Here is a 22994-nt window from a genome sequence, read left to right as displayed (position 1 = left end):
CTGGACCTCACACTTTCTTGATGGCAGCTTTGCCAAACAAACCGGCAGGTTTGACGGCCAGTACCAGCAGCAGCAAGACCAGGCCTGGTACTTCCTTGTAGCCGGTGGAAATATAGAAACCTGTAAGTGTTTCAGCAATCCCCAAAATCAGGCCACCAACAATGGCACCTACGCCAGACGTCAGACCACCGATAATGGCGACGGCAAAGGCTTTTAAACCCAGTGCAGAACCCATGGTCGCGCCGGTCAGCGTCAAGGGTGCCACCAACACGCCAGCGAAGGCAGCGGTAGCAGATGACAGCGCATAAGAGAAGGTAATCACCATGCTGGTATTGATACCCATCAGTCCAGCTGCATCCCTGTCATTGGAGGTTGCCACCACAGCCTTGCCATAAATCGATTTGCGGTTGAAAAATTCTACTGCCAGCATCATCGCCAGTGCGCCTAGAACAACCACGACTTGCATGGCTTGCACATTTGCGCCAAGCACCTGAAATGGTGCAGCGGACAAAGGAGATGGGAAGGTCAGATCATCCTTGCCCCAGATATTTTCTGCAACGTTTTTGAAGATGATGGCAAGTGCAATGGTGGACATGATCCAGCCAAATTCTGATTTGATCTTGATGGCAGGCCGTACACCTATCCATTCCACCACCATGCCTTGCAAGCCACCGAAGAGCAAGACTATCGGTATCATCACCCAATAATTCATGTAGGGGCCACCGTGCACATTGCCGACCACACTTAGGCCGACCAGTGCACCCAGCATCAACGCCTCGCCCTGACCGAAGTTGAGGGTACCTGAAGTTGCAAACGTGAGTTGATAGCCGAACGCGATGACAGCATAAATCATCCCCAGGGCGATGCCGCTGAAGACGAGCTGAAGTAATATTTCCATTTTGATTCACCCGTGGAATGCAGCCTGCCAAGGCTCTCCAAAATTGTTGGAGAGCCTGATGACGGCTGTCTGTCTGAATAACAAACCAAGCGCCGCGCAGGCGGCTGAGCTAAGGGCAGGTGTTACGCCCAGCCCTTATTTCACCTGGACGATCTGCCCAGCTTTGGCAAGGCCCATGACAGGCATGCCAGCTTTGATCGCTTCATGATCGTCATGCGTGAAAGGTTTGTTATAGGTGGTGATCACGCCTTCCACTTTTTCATTCAGATTTTCCAATGCTTCGCGCACTTTGACACCATCTGTACTACCCGCCTGTTTGATAGCAGCAGCCAGCAGATAGATGGAGTCATAGCCTTGTGCAGCAGAAACGGCAGAAGGCATGCGCTCGACCTTGTAAGCCTTTTGATAGGCTTCGATGAAAGCCTTGCGCTTGGGCGTATTCGGGTCCTGGATAAAGGTTTGCGGCATCATGGCACCATCACCATTTTTACCAGCATTGTCGAGGAAGTTACCCATGGACAAAGTCCAGCTTCCTATCATTGGTACTTTCCAGCCAAGCTTTTCCATGCCGTTGGCGATTTGCGCCAGCTCAGGGCCTATGCCATAGGTCAGGATGGCTTGCGCACCACCCTGCTTGGCTTTCAATAACTGGGCTGTCATATCGACATCCTTGACATTGAATTTTTCTACTGCAACTGGTTTGATGCCTCTGGCACTGAGGGTTTTCTCCAGGTCTTCACGACCCAGCTGGCCATAATTGGTTGAGTCAGCCAAGATGGCGACTTTGGTGAATTTGTTTTTGACGACGGCCTCATCAACAATCATGGCTGACTGTATGGTGTCATTGGCTGCCGTGCGGAAAATGTAATTATCCTTGTGCTCAGGTGCCAAAAATTGCTTGGTCACCACGCTGCCTGTAGCGACATTGTTCAAGACAGGGATTTTTGCTTCCTGATAAAAACGCTGGGATGCCAGCGCTACGCCAGTATTGATATAGCCGACGGTAGCGACCACTTTTTCTTTGTTGATGAGCTCTTGTGCTACTTGCACACCGCGTTCATTTTTTGCTTCATCATCACGCTCGACCAATTGCAACTGTCTTCCCAGCACACCGCCTTTGGCGTTGATTTCACTAACGGCAAGTTTGACGCCGTCACGCATGGACACACCCATGGGTGCGGAACCACCAGTGAAAGGACCGGCAACACCGATCTTGATAGGCTCTGCTGCATTGCTGGCAGCGGCCAGGCCCAGAACGATGGATGCGACTAGGGTTTTGACTTTGTATGACATCTTGGTCTCCTGATTTTTATGTGAGTACTTCAAAAAAATAAATTCATGAATTACCCGCATAAATTAGCAGGAAACGGAAATATTCTCGGACTCCGTTCTACTTAAGTAATACTACGCACGTCGAGGTGCAGGAAAGGTCCAAGGAAATTCCTGGGAAGCACAAAGCCTTATACAGCAAGGCTTCTAGAGCACCTGCCCAATTTCCAGAATAGAAAAAATGGGTAGGAATTATGGCCAAAGGAAACTCTTTCAAGCTTGCGATGAAAGAAATTCATCGCATCTATGGCTGACAGGAAAGAATGTGACAAAACCTGTGCAAAAAAGCTGCAAAATTTTGTGAGAGCGAAAGATTTTCAAACTGCGGCAATCAATCTCCATCTTAATGGCAAGGCAAATTCTTGCCTTGCCATTGCTGATTCACTTACTTCAACAAGCTAAAGACTTTACTGATAGCCTTGCTGCCAGCACCTAATGGGTCTTGGCGGATCGCTTTTTCTTCTTCTGCTATCATCAAAAACAAGGCATCCATGGCTTTTTGAGTGACATAACCTTCAACTGTTGCTTCTTGCTGCGACACTGCACCAAATTTCTGCGCTTGTCCCATGATGCCATTATATTTAGCCGACAAACCCGCCTTGTCAGTCACTGCTTTGACCATGGGCAAGAATTTTGCACTGAGGGGTGTTGCTGTTTTTTGTTTGAAAAAATCTGTCACCGAGGTTTCGCCGCCTGTCAGAATATTCTTTGCATCGGTCAGGCTCATGGATTTGACGGCATTCACCAGCAAAGGTTTGGCCATCGGCACGGCAGCTTCTGCGGCACGGTTCATGGACACCACCAATTCATCAAGTTGCTGGCCTTTGCCTGTCATCTGTAAAATTGGGCGTGCTTTTTCCAGTATTGACGGCAATTGGATTTTAACTTTGTCATTATTTAAAAAACCGCCATCGACACCAAGCTTGCTGACCGCTGCAGCAGAACCTTTGTCGAGGGCAGCTTTTAACCCGCTGCTTGCATCCTGATTGCTGAGATCAGCCAAAGAGATGGCATGCGCTGCCGCAGTAGCGAAAACCAGGCTGCTGGTCATCAGCAGGCGGGCGAACAAAGTAGAAATGGATGGCATGGTTTCCTCCTGTTAAAGAGTTGCTATTCTATACAAGACTCAGTGTATATCCTCAATTTGAATGTACAAATTATGTGAATCCATGACTCAGCTAAGAAGTTTACCCAGTATTATGTTTTAGTGAGAAACGGCTTTGGTGATGAAGCTAAATCTCGTCCACCATGTACAGACGCCTGTGCTCACGCATGGCATAGCGGTCTGTCATGCCTGCGATGTAATCGGCAATTTTCCTGGCTTGCAATTGCTGCGCTTCGCTATCAGATTTGCGGACTTGATAATCAGCAGGCAACAGGTTCGGTTCTGCATGCAGGGCATCAAATAATTCAGTGATGGTGCGCCTGGCTTTGAAGGTCATACGGTTAACCTGATAATGGCGGTACAGGTTTTCAAACAGAAATTGCTTGAGGGTTTGTGCCTCTTGAAACATGGCATCTGAAAAGGCGATCATTCTTTCCATGCGGCGTACTTCGTCCACTGATGTGGGGGCACAATTCTGGATGTTATTTGCCGATGTTTGTATCAAATCGACGATCAGGGTATTGATCATGCGGCGTATGGTTTCAGCGATGCCACGACGACCGCTGATACCTGGATAAGTAGCGTCAACAACCGCGCGATGACGGGCATAAATATCGACTTCCAGCAATTGCGACTCAAGCAGCAAACCGGAACGCAGGCCATCATCAATATCATGATTATTGTAGGCGATGGAATCTGCCAGGTTGGTGACTTGAGCTTCCAGCGTTGGACGTTGTTTATCGATAAATCGCTGCCCGACATCACCCAGCATTCTGGCATTCGTGATGGAACAATGTTTGAGTATGCCTTCCCGGGTTTCGTAGGTGAGGTTAAGCCCATCAAAAGCACCATAGCGCTCTTCCAGTTCATCGACCACACGGAGGCTTTGCAGATTATGTTCAAAGCCGCCAAAGGGCTTCATGCAGGTATTCAGGGCATCCTGGCCGGCATGGCCGAAAGGGGTATGGCCGAGATCATGTGCCAGTGAGATCGCCTCAACCAGGTCTTCATTCAGACGCAGGTTGCGGGCAATTGAACGGCCTATCTGTGCTACTTCAAGGCTGTGTGTCAGGCGGTTGCGAAACAGGTCGCCTTCGTGATTGACGAAAACCTGGGTCTTGTATTCAAGACGGCGAAAGGCAGTGCTGTGGATGATACGGTCACGGTCGCGCTGGTATTCGCTGCGCGAGGGCGATGACTCTTCAGTATAACGCCTCCCTCGCGTGTTGGCTGATTGTGCAGCATAGGGAGCGAGGTGGGCGTCGGTGAACATGGTCGTTAGTTGATGATGCAGCTACGCAGGGTTGCCAGCAAAGTCTCTTGGGGCACCGTAGTGATATGCGCCTGCCCCAAAGGTTTCAACAGGATGAACTTGATTTTACCGCCTTCATTTTTCTTGTCGACTTCCATCAATTCCAGCCAGCGCTCTTCACCAAGATCAGGAGCCACGCCTGGCAATCCTGCAGCCTCTACCACTTGTTTGATACGGGTCTTGGTCACGTAATCAATATAGCCCAGGCGACACGATAAATCAGCAGCCATGACCATGCCACAGCCTACCGCTTCGCCATGCAGCCATTTGCCATAACCCAGGCCAGATTCTATGGCGTGTCCAAATGTATGACCAAAATTCAGGATGGCACGTAAACCACCTTCACGCTCATCCTGGCGCACGATATCTGCCTTGATTTCGCAGGAGCGCAAAATCGCATGCGTCAGGGCCTTGGGGTCTTTGGCGCGCAGGGCCGCCATGTTTGCCTCTATCCAGTCAAAGAACACGGGATCAATGATCGCACCATGCTTGATGACTTCGGCCAGGCCAGCGGAGAGTTCATTGTCAGGAAGGCTTTGCAGGCTGTCGATATCGGCGATCACTGCTTCGGGCTGATAAAACGCCCCTATCATGTTCTTGCCCAAAGGGTGATTGATACCGGTCTTGCCGCCGACGGATGAATCGACTTGTGACAACAAGGTGGTCGGGATTTGTACGAAAGGGACGCCGCGCATGTAAGCAGAGGCGGCAAAGCCTGTCATGTCACCAATGACACCGCCACCCAAGGCCAGCAAGGTAATTTTTCTATCGCATTTATGTTCAAGCAGGGCATCAAAAATCAGCATCAGGCTGGTCCAGTTTTTTTGCTCTTCACCATCGGGCAAAACGACGGACAGCACTTCCTTGCCAGCGGCGCGCAAGGCTGCTTCCAGTGCGGCAAGATAAAGGGGGGCAACAACTGTATTGGTGACGATGACGGTTTTCTTGCCCTTGATCTTCGACTGCAAAAACTGGCTGTCGGATAACAGGGAAGTGCCTATGGCAATGGGGTAGCTGCGTTCACCCAGGTCCACATTCAGGAGTGTCGTGGTGCTGGCAGTGCTTTGGTCTGACATATTTGTTTTGCTATGGCTAAGTAAGGCTTCAGGAATGTCGAGTAATTTTTCCTGAGCTAATTTTTCCAGTACGGATTGCACCAGAAACTGTACGTTGGGCCTGCCAGTTTCAATACTGACATGGGCAACTTCCTGGTAGAGGGGGGCTCGCTGGGATTCCAGCTCTTCGAGTTTTTTGCGCGGGTCTGCAGTGCGCAAAAGAGGTCTGTTCTTGTCGTGGCGGGTGCGCTGCAAGATGCTGTTTATACCTGCACGCAAATAAATGACAATGCCGCGTTCATGCAAATACTTCCTGCTATCTGCATTCAACACGGCACCACCACCTGTAGCCAGGACTATATTTTCTTGTTCAGTCAGATCACGGATCACATCCGCTTCACGCTGTCGAAAACTAGCCTCACCTTCAATCTCAAAAATCACGGGAATCGAGACACCTGTACGTGCCTCAATTTCGTGATCAGTATCAATAAAACGTTTATTGAGTTTTTTTGCCAGGGCCCGCCCAACCGTGGTTTTGCCGGAGCCCATCAGGCCTACGAGAAAAATATTCTTCAAAACTGTTTACCTGGCTTAAGACTTTTGCTGAACTCCCCAGAGTTTGAGGCTCTGGGGAATATAAAGGTTCGAAGCAAATAAACAGCTATTGTGTAGAAATTTTCCGCTTCAGGCAAACCTGTCGAGCCATATTAACAGCCAGCACCACCATTCAAGTCTTTAATGGTCATAACACTGGTTGTTGTTATATTCAGGCTGTCTTTGACTGTGATGGTCACATTGGTATCAGCAGCCACACAACGCGTACCTTGAGTACCCAAACTTACGTTTACAGTACGGCCCGTAAATGTCAGCGGATTCAAAGGATCAGGGCTAGTTCCTGCAACATTGGACAACACGGTGTTATTGGTGAATACCTGGAATGGTCCATTACCACCGGAGATTGTCAGCGGGATAATCGCATTATTTGTCTCATTAATATTCCACACTGTTGGGCTCAGGAACATATTAGATGTTTGTGCCGCTACTGTAACTGCAACGCTAGAAACCGTACCCTGTGCATCAGTCACAACAATGTTAGCAGTACCAACCCTTGCAAGAAACACTGTAACGTTCCCAGCTGCGGTCAATGTTGCACCGCTCGTAATAGTCGCATTACCTGGAATACTGGAAGTTGCCGTATATGGAGCGCTACCACCGTCAACTCGAATAGTCACAGCGTCACCAACAAATCCACTGATTGACGACGGAGCAACGGAAAGAGTCGAGTTTGTACCGGATATTACATTCACAGTAATTGTGACTGGAGCACCCACGCTATCGACCAATCTGACTGTTGCTGTACCAGGTGCCACGCCAGTAATCGTCATCGTGCTACCTGTTACGGCGACTGTTGCAACCGAAGTATTGCTACTCGTCGCGGCATATGGTGCCGTACCGCCACCGATAATGTAAGTAGGGGCAGACGCTGGGGCTATAGTTACAATATTTGGTGCGGAGGTATATAGAGCTACTGTTGCACCAGTGCCCACACTAACTACAATAGTGACAGGAACGCCAGCCGCATCTTTAACTACAATATTGGCTGTCCCTGTCGCCAGTGCCGTAATCGTGAAAGTACTACCTGTCAGAGTTGCTGTTGCAATTGCAGTATTACTGCTGCTAACCGAATAAGGCGCAGTACCGCCACCAATTTGATAAGCAGGACTGGACCCTACAGCGACTGTGACAGCAGCTGGAGCTGTTGTAAAGAGCGCATTAACCGTACCGGAACCCAAAGTTACGTTCACGTTAATGATCTTGCCTGCTGCGTCCCGCAATACCACCACTGCTTTACCAGAACCAACACCAGTCAATGTCAGACTGTTTCCTGAGGCTGAAGCAGTAACTACCGAGGTATTGCTACTTGTAGCCGTGTAAGGAGCACTACCGCCACCCAGTACATAAGTGCCACTACCATTTGCAGTCAGAGTAAGATCCAGTGGAGCAGTTGTATAGAAATCTGCTCCAGAACCGATGGTTACATCAATCAGCACTACTGCCCCAAAACTATCTTTTACAGTAACTATCGTCTTACCGGCAGAAACTCCATTGATCGTGAATTTGTTTCCGTTAATACCGACACCTGCTATCTGGGTATTGCCACTAGTGACTGTGTACACCTGGCTGCCACCACCGATAGTAAATGTAGGGCTGGAAGTTCCAATGCCTACGGTTAAAGTAGCTGGTGCTGAAGTAAACAAGTCTGCATTCGAACCAACTGTCACTCTAATAGTCACATTACCAACTGTTGCATCACGAATCACGACACTGGATGTACCTACGCTAATGCCAGTGATAGTCAGTTTGGTGCCTGAGATCGAGGCCGTTGCAACCGCAACATTGCTGCTACCTACCGTATAAGGACCCGCACCGCCACCCACTGTATAAGTTGTGGCAGCACCGACACCCAGGTTAATATCACCTGCAGCATTGGAGAACAAGGGATCCGCAGAACCTACCGTAACATTAATAGTGACTGAACCGCCTATGGTGTCCTTGACAGAGACCGTTGTTTTACCACCGGCAACACCGACAATTGCAAAGCGATTGCCTGATGAAATTACTTGAGCGATAGCAGAATTGCCGCTGCTTACAGCATAGACAGCGCTACCACCACCTATCGTGAATTCAGATGACTGAGCGCCGACTCCAACAATGACATCACCTGGTGCCGTTGTAAACAAGGCAAGACCAGTTCCAACGGTGACATCGATGGTGACTGACGCGCCAGTAGAATCTTTTACTGTCACAATCGACGAACCACCACCACCGCCAGTGATAGTCAGGGTTTGCCCAGTAATGCTGACTGTGGCAGCCGATGTACTGCTGTTGGCCTGATAACCAGGAACACCGCCACCAATGCTAAAAGTTTGGCTGGCACCTGGAGCCACCGTGATTTTATCGGGGGCCGTAGTATAAAACTTGACATTCGTGGTGGAACCTGGCGAACCGCCGCCACCGCCACAAGCCGTCAGGCCAAAAATTAAGAGTAGTGCGAATAGACCGCGAATATACTTCATCATGAAACACCTATAATTTTACGAACTCAGGAAATCGGTTTGCATATTGCTATGCGTTCAACATCATATACGGCTATTGCTTGCTACTGAATTTTTCAGCAATAATTTTTGGGGTAATGAATATCAGCAATTCGGTCTTTTCATTTGTTCTACCTGTGGATTTGAACAAATTCCCAAACAAAGGCAAATCACCAAAAAATGGCACTTTAGTCACACTATCGCGTTCAGTTTGCTGGAAAATCCCACCTAGCACCACGGTACCGCCATTTTCAACCAAAACAATTGTTTTTACCTCTTTGGTGTCAATCGCAAAGCCAGCCCTAGTTTCTTGGCCAACACTGTCCTTATGCACATCAACATCCAGAATCACATTGCCATCTGGTGTAATTTGTGGCGTGACTTCCAGTCGCAACGAAGCCTTACGGAAGAAAATCGATGTCGCACCGCTGGATGTGGCTACCTGATAAGGCAATTCAGTACCTTGTTCTATCGATGCTTTTAATTGATCGGCAGTAACAACCCTTGGACTGGAGACTATTTTACCCTTGCCATCTGCTTCCAGCGCTGACAATTCCAAATTCAGGAAACGGTTAGCCGCAGATGAAAACAAACTGACAGCCAAACTACCAGGATTCAAACCATTAGCTCCTGATGCCGGCAAATTCACAAACTGACTATTTGGCGCATAGCTTGAATCAGTAATTTTTGCAGTGCCTTGCTGCTCACCCAAGCCAAGATAATTACCTGTCAGACCAACTCGTTGATTACCTGCAAGCTGGTAGCCCACGTCACCACCACGAAGACCACGCATGTCCAGGAAGCCCAGTTTTGCACCAAGACTTTTGCTAAATTTATCATCCGCCTCAACTATCCTGGCTTCAATCAAAACCTGCCTGGAAGCAATATCAGTTTTTGCAATTAATTTGCGGACTTCTTCGAGTTTGGAAGCAATATCAGTCACGAACAACTGATTGGTACGCGGTTCAATCACAGCGCTACCCCGCTTAGACAACAGGCGATTATTAGCTCCGCCTTCATCCCCAAAAACTTTCTTGAAGGATTCGGCTTTTTGATAATTCAACTGGAATGATTCTGTTTTTACAGGCTCTAATTCTGCAATTTGCGCCTTTTGCTCAAGTTCAAGCTTTTCTTTGGTCAGCAACTCTTCTTTCGGAGCAATCCAGATGACAGAACCATTCTTGCGCATATCCAATCCCTTGGATTGCATGATGATATCCAAAGCATGATCCCAAGGTACATCTTTCAGACGCAAGGTAATGGTGCCATTGACTGTATCGCTGGCAATCACATTCAAACCACTGATTTCTGCAATGATCTGCAAGATGGCACGGACCTCGATATTCTGGAAGTTGAAAGAGAGTCGCTCGCCACGATACCCTTGCGTGCCCTGGGTCAGCTTATTTGGATCTTCTTTGATAGGTTTAACTTCCACTACAAACTGGGTATCACTCTGATATGCGCTGTGTTCCCACAAGCCTGTGGGTTCTATCACCATGCGGACATTCTCACCAAATGGCGTCGTAGTCACAATCTGGACCGGCGAACCGAAATCAGCAACATCCAGGCGGCGGCGCAGCGTTTCTGGCAAGCCTACTTTGAGGAAATCCACGATGATTTTTTGACCTTGCTGACGAATGTCTACCGCTACCTGGTCCAGTGGCAAATCGATGACAATGCGGCCCTCACCAGCACTACCGCGACGGAAATCTATATCGCGCAACATGCGTTTTCCAACAACTGCTGGCTGCACAGTCACTGGCAAGCCTTGCGAATTGACTGCAGTAGCAGTACCGCCTGAAGCATCAATTGTGACTATCAATGAGTTGCCGTCTATTGCTGTAGCATAGTTGAGAGACTTGTTCAGATTGAAAATCACACGCGAACGCCCGGTTGCCTCCACTAGATTGATGGCGCGCAGGTCGCCCATATTCATTTCGAATGCCGTCTTACCTGTATTATTGCTAACGTCGGCAAAATCAAGCGCGATTCGGGATGGATTGGCAATTGAAAACCCAACAGGTACTTTTTGCAAAGGCTGCTTAAGGGTAATTTTGACAATAATATTGGCACCTTGCTGATTTGCCGTCAGCGACTCGATCGAATTTGTTTGTGCAAAAGCTGCACTACAAAAACCTAGCAAAGCACATAAAATCAATTTAACCAATTTGGCGCCCCTTTTACTTGTATTTATCAACGCATTCATTTCTTAGCCTCCTGCAACTCTAACTTGGCTTGACGCTCAATCCAGTCGCCTGCGGCATCCTGAACTGTTTCCTTGATTTCAATTTCATTTTCTGAAATCTTTGTAATTAGTCCCAGATTTTGCCCCATATAAGCACCCAACTTGACTTGATAAACTGTTTTATCCACTTGAACCAAGCCATAAACCATTTTATTTTTCTCTATCGTCCCTACCATTACCAAGGTATCCATCGGGAAAGCTTCCAGAGCTTCTCTTGGCCTATCCAGGTTGGGAGCTTTAATACCATTACTTGATGCCGCTTTCAAGCGTGCCAGAACCACCAGCAACTTGGCTGGATCAAATGGCTCTATCTCTCCTTTTCCCGCGTAAGAAAATGGCGTGTACACTTTTGGCGGACTAATTTTCGGGATCACGGCCTTGGCTTGCTTTTGCTCAGCATCCATCCAGGCTTTCAATTCAGTTTCTTCAGCATCGCCACATGCTGACAAGGACAGAGCCAGCATCATGTAGATTGTTGGCCTAATGAGAAATTTCATCATTTCTTAGGCTCCTTTTTCTTCTTGTCAGCCTGATCCTGAACCTCATCCTTATTCAGGTAGCGGAAAGTCTTGGCTGTGACATCCAATGACAATCCCCCCTCTTTCAAAGCGGTGATACCCAAATTATTCAAGGTAACAATCCTTGGCAATTTTGCAATATCTGCTACAAATTGCCCAAGATCGTGATAACTACCTTGAATCTTGATTGCAATTGGCAGCTCAGCGTAATAATCCTTTACCGCAGGGGATCCAGGTTTAAAGGAGTCAAATTGCAAACCGCGCCCTAAACCTGCCTGGTTAATATCACCCAGCAAAGCAGCCATTTCGGCCTGACTAGGGAGCTGTTTTTCCATGGTTGCAACATATTGCTGCACTGTCTTGCGCTGCTCTAACAAGGCATCAAGATTAATTGCCTGTTGTAGCTTGGACTTGTATTCATCCCTGAGCTTGACTTCTTCCGCTTGACCAGCTTCTATGGCTTGCATCTGGCCATCCCACTGGAGAAACCACCCCAAAGCCACCACGGCAACAACCACACCAATGGCCGAAGCCATACGTGGTGCAATTGGCCAAAGACCAGGATGAAGTCCATTCAAGCCTTGAAACTGGGCGTTAATAGACTGACCAATTTCATTCAGATTAATCGCCATTTACAATCTTCCGTTGTATTGCATATCATTACGCGCTAAGGCGCACCAGGTTTATTAACCGTCGTCTCACCAGTCTGCGATGCTACTTCCTCTTTTTCACGAGGACGTTTTATACTCACATTGACTTGGAATTCGAACACCTTTTTCGAGTCCTTGCCAGTCTGCAAGGCCGCTGAATGTATATCATCCAAATCCGGTTTGTACATCCAATCTGATTTTGCTCCCAGGTTTCTGATAAATTCTGCAACCCTGTCCTGAGATTGGGCATAGCCATTTAAAACGACTCTTTGCCCTTCCTGTTTTAAAGTACGCAAATAAACACCTTCAGGCGTCAACTTCACCAGCTCGTCAAGCAAATAGACTGGCTGATTCCGGTCACCCTGCAAATCTTCCACCGCCTGCTGCCTTGCTTTCAACCCAGCAATCTCCTGTCTGAGTGTCGCAATTTCTTTTATGCGCTCGTCAAGCTTGGCATTTTCTTTCTTGATGAAAGCATTCTTATCATTTTGCGTAGTCAACTCCCGCGAAAAGTAAGCACTCACCATCACCACAACAAGTGCGCCGACGATCGCGGACAACAATAACAGCCCATAAAAGTCACTTTTTAGCTGCTTGCGCTTTTCTTCCCTGTGCGGCAGGAGATTAATCTTGATCATTAGCCAAATCTCCGTAATGCCAGGCCACAGGCAACCATGTAAGCAGGAGCATCAATGCGCAAGGTCTTTTCATTTACCCCTGAACCCAGTTCCATGCCCTTGAACGGGCTGACCACGGCAGTGGAAATTTTGGTACGTTCGGCAATAATATCCACCAGTCCTGGTATCACTGCGCAACCGCCAGACAAGTAAATCTGGTCCACCCTGGTATAAGGAGTGGAAGTGAAAAAGAACTGTATGGCACGAGTCACTTCCAAGGCTGCACTTTCCAGGAAAGGCTCAAGCAATTCCATTTCATACGTATCAGGCAAATCGCCATTTTTCTTTTTTATTTCTGCTTCTTCTACGGACAAACCATAATTTCTGACGATGTCCTGAGTCAGTTGCGCGCCGCCAAATTGCTGTTCACGCTCATAAATAACGTCACCATTAAGTATGATGAAAATATAGGTACGCTTGGAACCAATCTGGAAAATCGCATAAATTTGATCCTTGCCGCCATTTGATTGCTGATCTATCAGGCGTGACACGGCTGCACGCGCAGCATAGGATTCAATATCCATGACTTTAGCTTGCAAACCTGCAGCCTGAATCACGGCCACGCGATCTTCAATTTTTTCTTTTCTCGACGCAGCAAGCATCACTTCTATGTCTTCTTCCGCATTTGCTGCCGGACCCAGCACACAAAAATCCAGGCTGACTTCATCCATGGAAAAAGGTATGTACTGACTAGCCTCAGACTCCACCTGCACTTCCAGTGCCTGCTCAGTCAAGGTTCCGGCAAGTATTATTTTTTTAGTAATGACGGCAGAAGCCGGCATTGCCATTGCCACATTCTTAGCCGAGGTTCCGCTTTTCTTAACGAGTTTGCGTACTGCCTCGGTCACTTGTTCAATATTCTCGATATTGCCATCCAACACCGCACCCTTGGGCAGTGGTTCGGAGGCATAGCGCTCAAGTCGATATGACTTGTTGCTCCCTTCCGAAAGTTCAACAAGCTTGATATCGAGAGAACTGATATCCAGACCAAATAGTGGCGGATTTTTTCTGCCGAGCAATGAAGCCAGATCTAAAGCCAAGAATATCCCCTCACGATTACATCATCATTTCAATTTACACAAAATTACATGTGCGAATCATTCTAGTTCCTGGAGTAAATTCTCTTTAAAAACCGCTATTTACGAGACAATTATCCAAGCTTACATGAAATCCTAGCAATAAGACTGGCATTGGTAAAGCAATTTCCACGCAGCACTACCCGTATGCGTTGCCAAATATCCACGTAGATCAGGAATATTTTGAAATTTGCTTACAAATCCGTCTATCTGCTGGCGGTCTCATGCCCGACGAAGGCGGCTATAATGAGCACTGCCTTATTTACAATTACCCGCTATGTCAGAACAAAACAAAGAACCCGACAATAAAACTGAGCCACAACAACGCTCTGCAGGAAAGCTTTTGGCCCGCATTGTACTCGGAACTACGGGCGTTTTATGCGGATTAGTTGTAGCAGGAGTACTTATTGTCGGTTTCGCTCTGACCATGGCCTACCCTAATCTGCCTGAACTTGATTCAATCACGAGCTATAGGCCAAAGATGCCATTACGGGTGTTTTCGGCGGATAACATGCTGATCGGCGAGTTTGGCGAAGAGAGGCGTAATGTCGTGCGTTTCAAAGACATTCCGGAAATCGTAAAGAAAGCGGTACTGGCGATCGAAGATGATCGCTTCTATGAGCACGGTGGTGTTGACTACCTGGGTATCACCCGTGCTGCCTTGCATAATCTTAGTGGCGGTGCCAAACAGGGCGCATCCACCATTACACAGCAAGTCGCCAGAAATTTCTTTCTGTCCAGTGAACAGACTTTCAAGCGCAAGATTTATGAAATCCTGCTCGCATGGAAGATAGAACAGAATTTGAGCAAAGATCAGATTCTGGAAATTTACATGAACCAAATTTACCTGGGGCAGCGCGCTTATGGCTTTTCATCGGCCGGGCAAATTTATTTTGGCAAGGACTTGAAAGACCTGACCATTGCCGAGGCGGCCATGCTGGCAGGCTTGCCTAAGGCACCGTCTGCCTATAATCCTGTGGTAAATCCGAAACGCGCCACAGTCAGACAGCAATACATTTTGCAAAGAATGCGCAATCTCGGCTACATCACAGAGGCGCAATATGAGCAAGCCAAGAATGAAGAATTGGTCACCAAGACAGATAGCGGTGAATTTGGTATTCATGCTGAGTATGTTGCAGAAATGGCCCGTCAGTTGGTCTACGAGCAATTCAAGGAAGAAACTTATACCCGTGGTTTGAATGTGTACACCACCATTACCAAGGCGGACCAGGACACCGCCTATCTGGCCTTGCGCCGCGGCGTCATGGATTATGAAAAACGCCACGGTTATCGTGGACCGGAAGCCATTATCGCCATACCGGAAGGCAAGGAAGCGGCAGAAGATGCCATAGAAAAAGAGCTGGCCGAACATTCCAACAGCGACGATTTGCAAGTAGCCATGGTGCTGGAAGCAGCGCCAAAACTGGTGCGGGCAGTCTTGTCGTCGGGCGAGGAAATTCGTATCGAAGACAGCGGTCTTACATTCGCTGCCAGTGGCTTATCAACCAAGACTCCCGCCAACAAGCGCATACAGCGCGGGGCCGTCATACGCGTGGTACTGGAAGGTAAGAACTGGAGCATCACGCAAATGCCTGAAGTACAATCTGCCTTTGTTGCTGCTAACACCACAGATGGTGCCATCCGCGCCTTGGTCGGTGGCTTTGATTACAACTTGAACAAGTTCAATCACGTCACCCAGGCTTGGCGCCAGCCTGGCTCCAGTTTCAAACCCTTCATTTATTCTGCTTCACTGGAAAAAGGCCTGTCGCCATCAACCATTATCAATGATGAGCCTCTCAGCTTCGATGCCGGTCAGACTGGAGGCCAGGCCTGGGAACCCAAGAATTATGACGGCAAGTACGAAGGCCCGATGACGATGCGCCGCGGCTTGACCAGGTCGAAAAATATGATTTCCATACGCATCCTGCACAAGATAGGGGCAAAGTATGGTCAGGAGTACACCAGCCGTTTCGGCTTTGTGCCTGAGAAAAACCCACCTTACCTGACGCTGGCTCTGGGCGCAGGAGCAGTCACTCCCCTGCAAATGGCGGCTGCCTATTCCGTGTTTGCCAATGGTGGTTACAAGGTCAATCCTTATCTGATTTCCAAGATTACCGACAGCAATGGCCAGGTACTGGTACAAACCAAGCCGGATATGGCTGGCGACGAAGCCAATCGCGTCATTGATGAACGCAATGCCTTCCTTATGGATAGTATGATGCGTGACGTCGTCAAAATGGGGACTGCCACCAAGGCACTGGTGTTGAAACGTCCTGACATTGCGGGAAAAACAGGGACTACGAATGACTCTATTGATGCCTGGTTTGCTGGCTATCAATCGAAAGTCGTTGGCATTGCATGGATGGGATTTGATCAACCAAAAAATCTGGGCAATAAAGAAACAGGTGGTGGCCTGGCCTTGCCTATCTGGATAGCCTATATGCAAAAAATCCTGAAAGATTTCCCAATAGAAGAAAGACCAATCCCGAAAGGTATTATCGCGGTAGATGGCGACTATTACTATGCAGAAAATCCCCCCGGATCAGGCGTCAGTACGCTGGCGCCCCCTGTGGAATTGATTGAAGAATAGTAGCAAACTTGTGATCAGCGACCTTGCTCTTGCGCAACGCGGGACAAGGTTGCAAATAATTCCGAGCCGTCTCGGGTATTGAGCCACTGACAGCCATCATATTTGTAATGGAAGCCACCGCTGCGTGCGGCCACCCACATTTCCTGCATTGGTGCCTGGCTATTGACGATAATTTTGGAGTTGGTATCAACAAATTCCACAGTCAATACATTACCGCTGCGGCTGCATTCCACATCGTATTCATCTTTTTCAAAGGCTTGCTCAAATAATTCTTCCACCTGTCGCAAGCAAGTATCTGCCAGTACCAGGAATTCGGATTCAGTCATGCTAAACTCCAGCGTCTTTATATGTAAAAACGCCATTCTATACGGTGTTCGGGGAATACAAGATGCGCAAACTGATTAGCCTATTTTTCATCATGTCTTTATTGACGGCTTGCGGCCAAAAAGGCCCACTGGTCATGCCAGCCAAGCCTGCTCCGGCAACTGCCACCAGCACACCAAATCAGCCCTGAGAATGACTATCCTCAGGGCGCAAGGTAACAGGACTGGCCAAAGCCGGACGACAGCCTTGCACACCTTGATAGATCGCTGCGATGCTGGTCATATCCCGCTCACGCTCTCCTGTCATGTCGAGATAATCGACCAGTGATACTTCTCTTTTGGTGAAGTCAAAATAAGCACAACCCAGTGGTACGTTTGCGCTGGTTGCAATATGGTAAAAACCGCTACGCCAATACGGTTTCAAGCTGCGCGTACCTTCAGGCGCGATTGCCATCCAATACCAGTCTGCACGATTGATTTTTTCTGCCAGGCGGGCAATTGTCCCAGTGGATACACCACGCTCTACCGGTTCGCCGCCCAGATATCGCACCAGCTGGCCCAGGGTCGCCCCGGTAATTCCTTCAAATAGCGAAGATTTGGCGATAAAATGAAAAGGCATGCCTATCGCCAGCTTGGCCAATATGCCAACCATGAAATCCCAATTGGAGGTGTGGGGAGCAACAATGATGACGCCACGCGGCCCAGGTAAAGGGCGATAGCGTACACGCCAGCCAAAGACACCCAGGATACTGATGGCAACTCGCTGAGTACGGGTTGCTACTGCTTTTTTTTCCAGTAAAAAATCTGCCATGTTTTATGCACGTGAGCAGTTCTGTGCCTGCATTCTTCAAATGCGCGATTATGCCTCGAAGAAATATGCGCTGTAAAACAAGATCAATGTGCACCCGCAACATGAGAAGCCGACAAGTTGCGGGCGAGATTCAAGCTCCGGTGACAACCACAGGGTCACGACCAAACCAGCGCCACCACAGACGTATCATGAGCAAGCCGGCAACGATAAGGCCAAATAGCACAGGCTGGGAAAAATCACTTTTGCCTGCCTTCATCCAGAAGTAGTGCAGCACCCCCAGTGGTGCGATCAGGTAAATCAATCTGTGCAACCACTGCCAGCGCTTGCCGCCCAACCGTTTGATCATGGCATTGGTGCTGGTCGCAGCCAGCGGGATCAGCAAGACAAAGGTAATAAAGCCGACCGTAATGAAGGGCCGCTTGATCACATCTTTCCACATTTCTGCTACATCAAAGAAATGATCAAACCAGAGAAAGGTCATGAAATGCAGGAAAGCATAAAAGAAGGCGTACAAGCCCAGCATGCGGCGGCAGCGGATTAGCCAGGGCATATGCAGCAACTTGCGCAATGGCGTCACCGCCAGTGTAAAGCACAGGAAATACAGCGTCCAATCACCTGTATTGCGAGTAATAAATTCAACCGGATTCGCGCCCAGTTTATCCAGAAATACAAAGCTGACCAGCCGGATAAATGGCAAGAGCGCCAGGATAAACAAGACTATCTTGAACCAGGAAACCTGCTTATTGGTGAGCAACATGAGGCGTTAATCCTAGAAAAGCTTTTTCAAATCCATGCCAGAATACAGCGACGCCACTTCGCTATAGCCATTGAACATCAGGGTCTTGCGCTTGCGGGTAAACAAGCCATCTTCACCGATGCGGCGTTCAGTCGCCTGTGACCAGCGCGGGTGATCGACATCAGGATTCACATTCGAATAAAAACCGTATTCGCTGGGTGCCGCGATATTCCAGGCCGTGCGTGGCTGGTCTTTGACGAAGCGAATCTTGACGATGGATTTGGCAGATTTGAAACCATATTTCCATGGCAAGACCATGCGCACTGGTGCACCATTCTGGTTGGGCAAGACTTCGCCATACATGCCAAAGGTCAGCAAGGCCAATGGATGATTTGCTTCATCCATACGCAAACCCTCTACATACGGCCATTCCAGCACTGGGCTGCGCAAACCCGGCATTTGCTTTTTGTCTTCAAGCGTGACGAATTCAATATACTTGGCGTTGCCTGTAGGTTCGACTTTTTTGATGAGATTGGAGAGAGAGTAACCTACCCAAGGGATCACCATCGACCAGCCTTCAACACAACGCAGGCGGTAAATACGCTCTTCCAGCGATGCCAGTTTCAGCAGGCTGTCCAGATCCAGCGTCATCGGCTTTTTAACTTCGCCTTCTATGCTGACGCTCCATGGCCGCGTTTTCAGTGTGTGCGCAGTAATCGCCGGATCAGCCTTATCCGTACCGAATTCATAGAAATTATTGTAAGTGGTGGCATCTTTATAGGCGGTCTTCTTTTCCACCAGAGCATAGGCAGAATTCAGATTCGCAGCCAGTTTTTGTGCGCCAGCATTTTGGGCAAAAGCAGCGCGATTGGCCATTTCAAACAGGGCGGTTCCAGCGATTGAGCCCACGGCCATCTTGCGGATGAAGTCGCGGCGCGCCTCAAACACGGCGCGCGGTGTGATTTCAGAAGAGTAAGGCAGGTCTATGCCATTGGGACTACGTTTTATCAGCATGGTGGACTCCGTGGTTGAGACTGGCACAACAGCCATTTGACATCGTTGTTGCGCCCTAGTTTCTCATGAGTCGCAGTTTCCTGCTGATTCTTACAAATTACCTCAGTATTTATAGCGTGCCATACGAATGCAGGCCAGAGAGGAACATGTTCACGCCCAGGAAAGCAAAAGTGGTCACCAACAAACCAACCAGCGCCCACCATGCAGCTACCTGGCCGCGCAAACCCTTCATGAGGCGCATGTGCAACCATGCTGCATAGTTGAGCCAGACGATCAGCGCCCAGGTTTCTTTCGGGTCCCAGGACCAGTAGCCTCCCCAGGCTTCAGCCGCCCACAGCGCACCGAGAATGGTGGCGATGGTGAAGAAGGCAAAGCCAACGGCAATCGCCTTGTACATGACATCGTCCAGCACTTCGAGTGCAGGCAAACGGTCAACGAGGTAGCCTTTAGATTTAAGCAAATAGGCAACAGACACCATGGCCGCCAGTGCAAAAGTGCCATAACCGATGAAATTGGCCGGTACATGTATCTTCATCCACCAGCTTTGCAGGGCAGGCACCAGAGGCTGAATTTCTGCAGCATCACGGCTGACGGTGTACCACAGCAGGAAACCAACTGCTGCTGAAATGATCAGCATGACAAAGGGCCCCAGTTGGCGGGTACGGTATTGTTGCTCGTAATACAAATAGAACAAGGCCGTAATCATGGAGAATAGTATGAACACTTCATACAGATTCGATACCGGGATATGGCCAACATCAGCACCGATCAGGTAAGACTCATACCAGCGCACCAGCATGCCAGTGAAACCCATGACGACCGCAGACCAGCACAAGACTGAACCAAGGGAAGCACCAAAATCAGAACGGGCAATCAGTCCCCCCCAGTAAAACAGGGTGGACAGGAAAAACAGGGTACTCATCCACAGAATCGCCGACTGGCTGGACAAGAGGTATTTCAAGAAGAATTTCTTGTTTGCCATATCCAGTGACCCACCGTACATCTGTATGGCAAGCAGGCTCAATACCGCCAGGATCACCATCAGGGTGCGCACTGATTTCCAATGCCAGCCCAACCAGGCAAAAGTCGGAGCTGCCAGCAAGAGGATGCCTTTTTCGTAGACATCCATATAAGCACCAAAACGGCTTAAGGCAAACAGGGACGCCAGGCACAAGACCACGGCATACAACCAGTCAGCGATAGAGAGGCGTTTGAAAAAACCCTGGTAGGGTGAGTAGTTCTGTGTGATTTCCATCATATATCCCCAGATGCATGGCCATCAGGCCGTATGCTTCCTAGTGTAGTCGATTACGCTGCAGTTAGTGGCTACTTGCAGTGTTAAGGCTGCGTACTCAATTGCTGTAAATGTATCTTCAACTGTTCAAATTCTTTTTCAAAATCCAGGGTCTTGCGCTGAGAACTGAGCGCCATCAAGGCATGTGTGCCTGCAACATCGTCCCTGATCCATACCCAGAGGCGGCGTTCACGTATGTAAAACATCGCAAATACACCCAATACCAACAGTAAACAGCCCAGATATACGACATTCTTGCCTGGCGAACGCGTCACTTGCAGAACGGACGCCTTGACCTCCTCAAAACCCGTGAGTTGCAGGAAAACCGGTGCGCCATAGAAAAACGCATCAGAAATCGCTCCGGTTGCCAGTTGCAAGAAGCGTGCATGTTTCTCATCCAGCTCCAGTGCTGGCAAGCCTTCTTTTTCCCTGGCGACCAACCACAAATCCCACATACTGCCATTCAAAATCTTCATGAAGACATCGGCCGCCTTGCCTTGCTCTGCCTCAGGGATTTGCTCAAGAAACTTGGAAATTACCACAAACCCGGACTGCTGTTCATCACCGGCAAAAATGTTCAGGCTTTTCCTGGCTGACTCTGTCAATTGCGCCTGCACTTGCTCTGCGTTCGGCATGTTCGCCGGTAGCGCACGTTTGGCATAGCGTTGCGCGGCCAGTTCCCGTAATTCAGGATTTTGCACGGCAGCGCGCAAACGCATCCATTCCTTGACGCTGTCTTCATCATCAGCCGGTATGCGCAAATAACGGAAAGCCTCGGCCGGGGTATCGCGGGTACCCGCCAGTATCATATAAGCACCATCGATCAGCACAGGCTGCATATAGTTATGAAATTCCCTGGCCTGGCCAGTTTTATCGCGCAATTTATACTGAAGGCTAGGGCCAACATTTTTCAAGTCTTTATTATTCGCATTCTTGGCAGCAGAGCCCAGGTGCTTGTTCAAGTCAGCGGTGAATTTTTCATTCAAGCTTTGATTCGGATTAACCGCCCTGACATCCGCACCATTACGCGCCATATTCTCGACATTGAAAGGCCGAAAGCCTGACCACTCTATCGTGTAGTCATTCCCTGTGCCTGGCTTCAGAGCGGTGCTGCCGCCCATTTCTCCGCTCATGGCCAAAGTGCTGACATCCGGCCCCAACATGGGATAGGCCTTGACTTGCAAACGGCTTCCACCATCCTCAAAACTCGATTGATAAACAGCAATACCCTTGTAGATCAAAGGTTCGTTGACCTTGATGACAGAGGAAAATGACTTGCCGGTTTCATGGTCAGTCACTTCCACATCACTGGCAAACAGCTTGGGCATGCCAGTCGAGTAAAAATCTATCGTGAATTTTTTCAGTTTGATGGTGAATGGCAAATCCTGCACCAGTACTCCGCTTGCCTGTGGCAAGATTGCGGTACTACTGCTGGCCCCTTCAGGGATCATGGTATTGCCACGGAAGGTGGGGTTAGCCAGCGACAGACGATGTTGTTCAGGTATCTTGGAAATAATGCCGCTTCCCTCAAATGGCACTTTACCCATGAACCATTGCTGAAAACGTATCGAAAGATCCGAATCAAGCAAGCCACCCACGCAAATGATGACGATCGCACCATGGGCAAAAATATATCCCCATTTGTTTGCAGCGCCTTGCTTGGCGGCAATCAGGGTCGCTCCCTCTTTTTCGACGAGCTTGAAGCGATAACCTAACCTGGCCAGATGAGCCAGGATTTGCTCTGTCACTTTGGCCCTGGCATTGCTGCTATGCCATTCAGAGCGGTGATGGAAATTACGCAGTGATTGCTCACGCACAGTATCGCGCCAGCTGCGCATATCCCTCATCATCTTCGGTGCATTGCGTATCACGCAGAGCGAAGTCGAAATCACCAGGAAAGTCATGATCAGCAGGAACCACCATGCAGAATACACCGCATACAAGCCCAGCTTATTGAAAACCTCAAACCAGAAAGGGCCGAACTGATTCACATAGTTCGGCATCGGTTCATTTTGCTTGAGCACTGTGCCTATGATTGAGGCAATCGCGATCAATGTCAGTAAGCTGATGGCAAAGCGCATGGAAGACAGCAACTCCACCCCGTCTGCAAGCCAGGCACGCCGGGTTTGTAACTGTATTCCGCCAGTATCTGCAGGCTGATCGCCGTCTGTCTTATTGTTCATACTCTCTGCTTATTGCTTGTGATATTACTTATGAGGCTTGCGCAAAATGAATGTGGCAGATGTTAGAGGAAACATCCATGCCA

General features: G+C 48.8%; 19 protein-coding genes. 2 read left to right on the top strand and 17 right to left on the bottom strand.

From position 1 onward, the window contains the following. Positions 1-7 precede the first annotated feature (7 nt). The 11 genes from H8L47_RS08490 to H8L47_RS08440 all read right to left on the bottom strand — a co-directional run bounded on the left by H8L47_RS08490 (position 8) and on the right by H8L47_RS08440 (position 13924). Positions 8-898: a branched-chain amino acid ABC transporter permease gene (locus H8L47_RS08490; RefSeq protein ID WP_186953159.1), complete on the bottom strand. Its 891-nt coding sequence runs from the start codon at positions 896-898 to the stop codon at positions 8-10. 135 nt (positions 899-1033) lie between these two features. After that, on the bottom strand, positions 1034-2191 hold the full coding sequence (locus H8L47_RS08485; RefSeq protein ID WP_186953158.1) for an ABC transporter substrate-binding protein: 1158 nt from the start codon (positions 2189-2191) through the stop codon (positions 1034-1036). 421 nt (positions 2192-2612) lie between these two features. Then, positions 2613-3314: a DUF4197 domain-containing protein gene (locus H8L47_RS08480; RefSeq protein WP_186953157.1), complete on the bottom strand. Its 702-nt coding sequence runs from the start codon at positions 3312-3314 to the stop codon at positions 2613-2615. Positions 3315-3459: 145 nt separating this feature from the next. After that, positions 3460-4605, bottom strand: a complete 1146-nt coding sequence (locus H8L47_RS08475) for a deoxyguanosinetriphosphate triphosphohydrolase (protein WP_186953156.1) — start codon at positions 4603-4605, stop codon at positions 3460-3462. A 5-nt stretch (positions 4606-4610) separates the two neighbouring features. Then, positions 4611-6248 (bottom strand): bifunctional shikimate kinase/3-dehydroquinate synthase AroKB, encoded by a 1638-nt coding sequence (gene aroKB / locus H8L47_RS08470; protein WP_186953436.1) that lies wholly within the window; start codon positions 6246-6248, stop codon positions 4611-4613. A 158-nt stretch (positions 6249-6406) separates the two neighbouring features. Next, on the bottom strand, positions 6407-8779 hold the full coding sequence (locus H8L47_RS08465; protein WP_186953155.1) for a beta strand repeat-containing protein: 2373 nt from the start codon (positions 8777-8779) through the stop codon (positions 6407-6409). 70 nt (positions 8780-8849) lie between these two features. Then, positions 8850-11000, bottom strand: coding sequence for a type IV pilus secretin PilQ (gene pilQ / locus H8L47_RS08460; protein WP_186953154.1), 2151 nt, complete (start codon positions 10998-11000; stop codon positions 8850-8852). Then, a complete protein-coding gene (locus tag H8L47_RS08455; RefSeq protein WP_186953153.1) occupies positions 10997-11539 on the bottom strand; it encodes a pilus assembly protein PilP in 543 nt (180 codons plus the stop codon). Before H8L47_RS08455 ends, pilQ begins: the two co-directional genes overlap by 4 nt. After that, positions 11536-12189, bottom strand: a complete 654-nt coding sequence (locus H8L47_RS08450; RefSeq protein WP_186953152.1) for a type IV pilus inner membrane component PilO — start codon at positions 12187-12189, stop codon at positions 11536-11538. Before H8L47_RS08450 ends, H8L47_RS08455 begins: the two co-directional genes overlap by 4 nt. 35 nt (positions 12190-12224) lie before the next feature. Then, positions 12225-12845 carry a PilN domain-containing protein gene (locus H8L47_RS08445; protein ID WP_186953151.1) on the bottom strand — a complete coding sequence of 207 codons (621 nt, stop codon included), beginning with the start codon at positions 12843-12845 and terminating at the stop codon, positions 12225-12227. Next, positions 12845-13924 carry a pilus assembly protein PilM gene (locus tag H8L47_RS08440; protein WP_186953150.1) on the bottom strand — a complete coding sequence of 360 codons (1080 nt, stop codon included), beginning with the start codon at positions 13922-13924 and terminating at the stop codon, positions 12845-12847. Before H8L47_RS08440 ends, H8L47_RS08445 begins: the two co-directional genes overlap by 1 nt. Positions 13925-14237: 313 nt before the next feature. Here H8L47_RS08440 and H8L47_RS08435 point away from each other — a divergent pair, with 313 nt between their 5' ends. After that, positions 14238-16550, top strand: a complete 2313-nt coding sequence (locus tag H8L47_RS08435) for a penicillin-binding protein 1A (protein ID WP_186953149.1) — start codon at positions 14238-14240, stop codon at positions 16548-16550. 14 nt (positions 16551-16564) lie between these two features. Here the strand turns inward: H8L47_RS08435 and cyaY are convergent, their stop codons facing one another. Further along, complete coding sequence (gene cyaY / locus H8L47_RS08430; RefSeq protein ID WP_186953148.1) at positions 16565-16876, bottom strand: iron donor protein CyaY; 312 nt, start codon at positions 16874-16876, stop codon at positions 16565-16567. A 62-nt stretch (positions 16877-16938) separates the two neighbouring features. On the opposite strand from cyaY, the gene lptM reads away from it, so the two are divergent. Next, complete coding sequence (gene lptM, locus H8L47_RS08425) at positions 16939-17064, top strand: LPS translocon maturation chaperone LptM (protein WP_186953147.1); 126 nt, start codon at positions 16939-16941, stop codon at positions 17062-17064. Here the strand turns inward: lptM and H8L47_RS08420 are convergent. The 5 genes from H8L47_RS08420 to H8L47_RS08400 form a co-directional block, all read right to left on the bottom strand. Further along, a complete protein-coding gene (locus H8L47_RS08420; RefSeq protein WP_186953146.1) occupies positions 17055-17684 on the bottom strand; it encodes a 1-acyl-sn-glycerol-3-phosphate acyltransferase in 630 nt (209 codons plus the stop codon). The genes lptM and H8L47_RS08420 overlap by 10 nt on opposite strands. Before the next feature lie 130 nt (positions 17685-17814). Beyond that, positions 17815-18441, bottom strand: coding sequence for a protein-methionine-sulfoxide reductase heme-binding subunit MsrQ (locus tag H8L47_RS08415; protein ID WP_186953145.1), 627 nt, complete (start codon positions 18439-18441; stop codon positions 17815-17817). A gap of 12 nt (positions 18442-18453) precedes the next feature. After that, a complete protein-coding gene (gene msrP, locus H8L47_RS08410; RefSeq protein ID WP_186953144.1) occupies positions 18454-19434 on the bottom strand; it encodes a protein-methionine-sulfoxide reductase catalytic subunit MsrP in 981 nt (326 codons plus the stop codon). 109 nt (positions 19435-19543) lie between these two features. Further along, positions 19544-20689, bottom strand: coding sequence for a c-type cytochrome biogenesis protein CcsB (gene ccsB / locus H8L47_RS08405; protein WP_186953143.1), 1146 nt, complete (start codon positions 20687-20689; stop codon positions 19544-19546). An 83-nt stretch (positions 20690-20772) separates the two neighbouring features. Then, positions 20773-22911, bottom strand: coding sequence for a cytochrome c biogenesis protein ResB (locus tag H8L47_RS08400; RefSeq protein ID WP_186953142.1), 2139 nt, complete (start codon positions 22909-22911; stop codon positions 20773-20775). Positions 22912-22994 lie beyond the last annotated feature (83 nt).

The organism is Undibacterium umbellatum (assembly GCF_014284125.1).
Lineage (GTDB): Bacteria > Pseudomonadota > Gammaproteobacteria > Burkholderiales > Burkholderiaceae_D > Undibacterium > Undibacterium umbellatum.
This window is presented reverse-complemented; position numbering and strand designations above follow the sequence as displayed.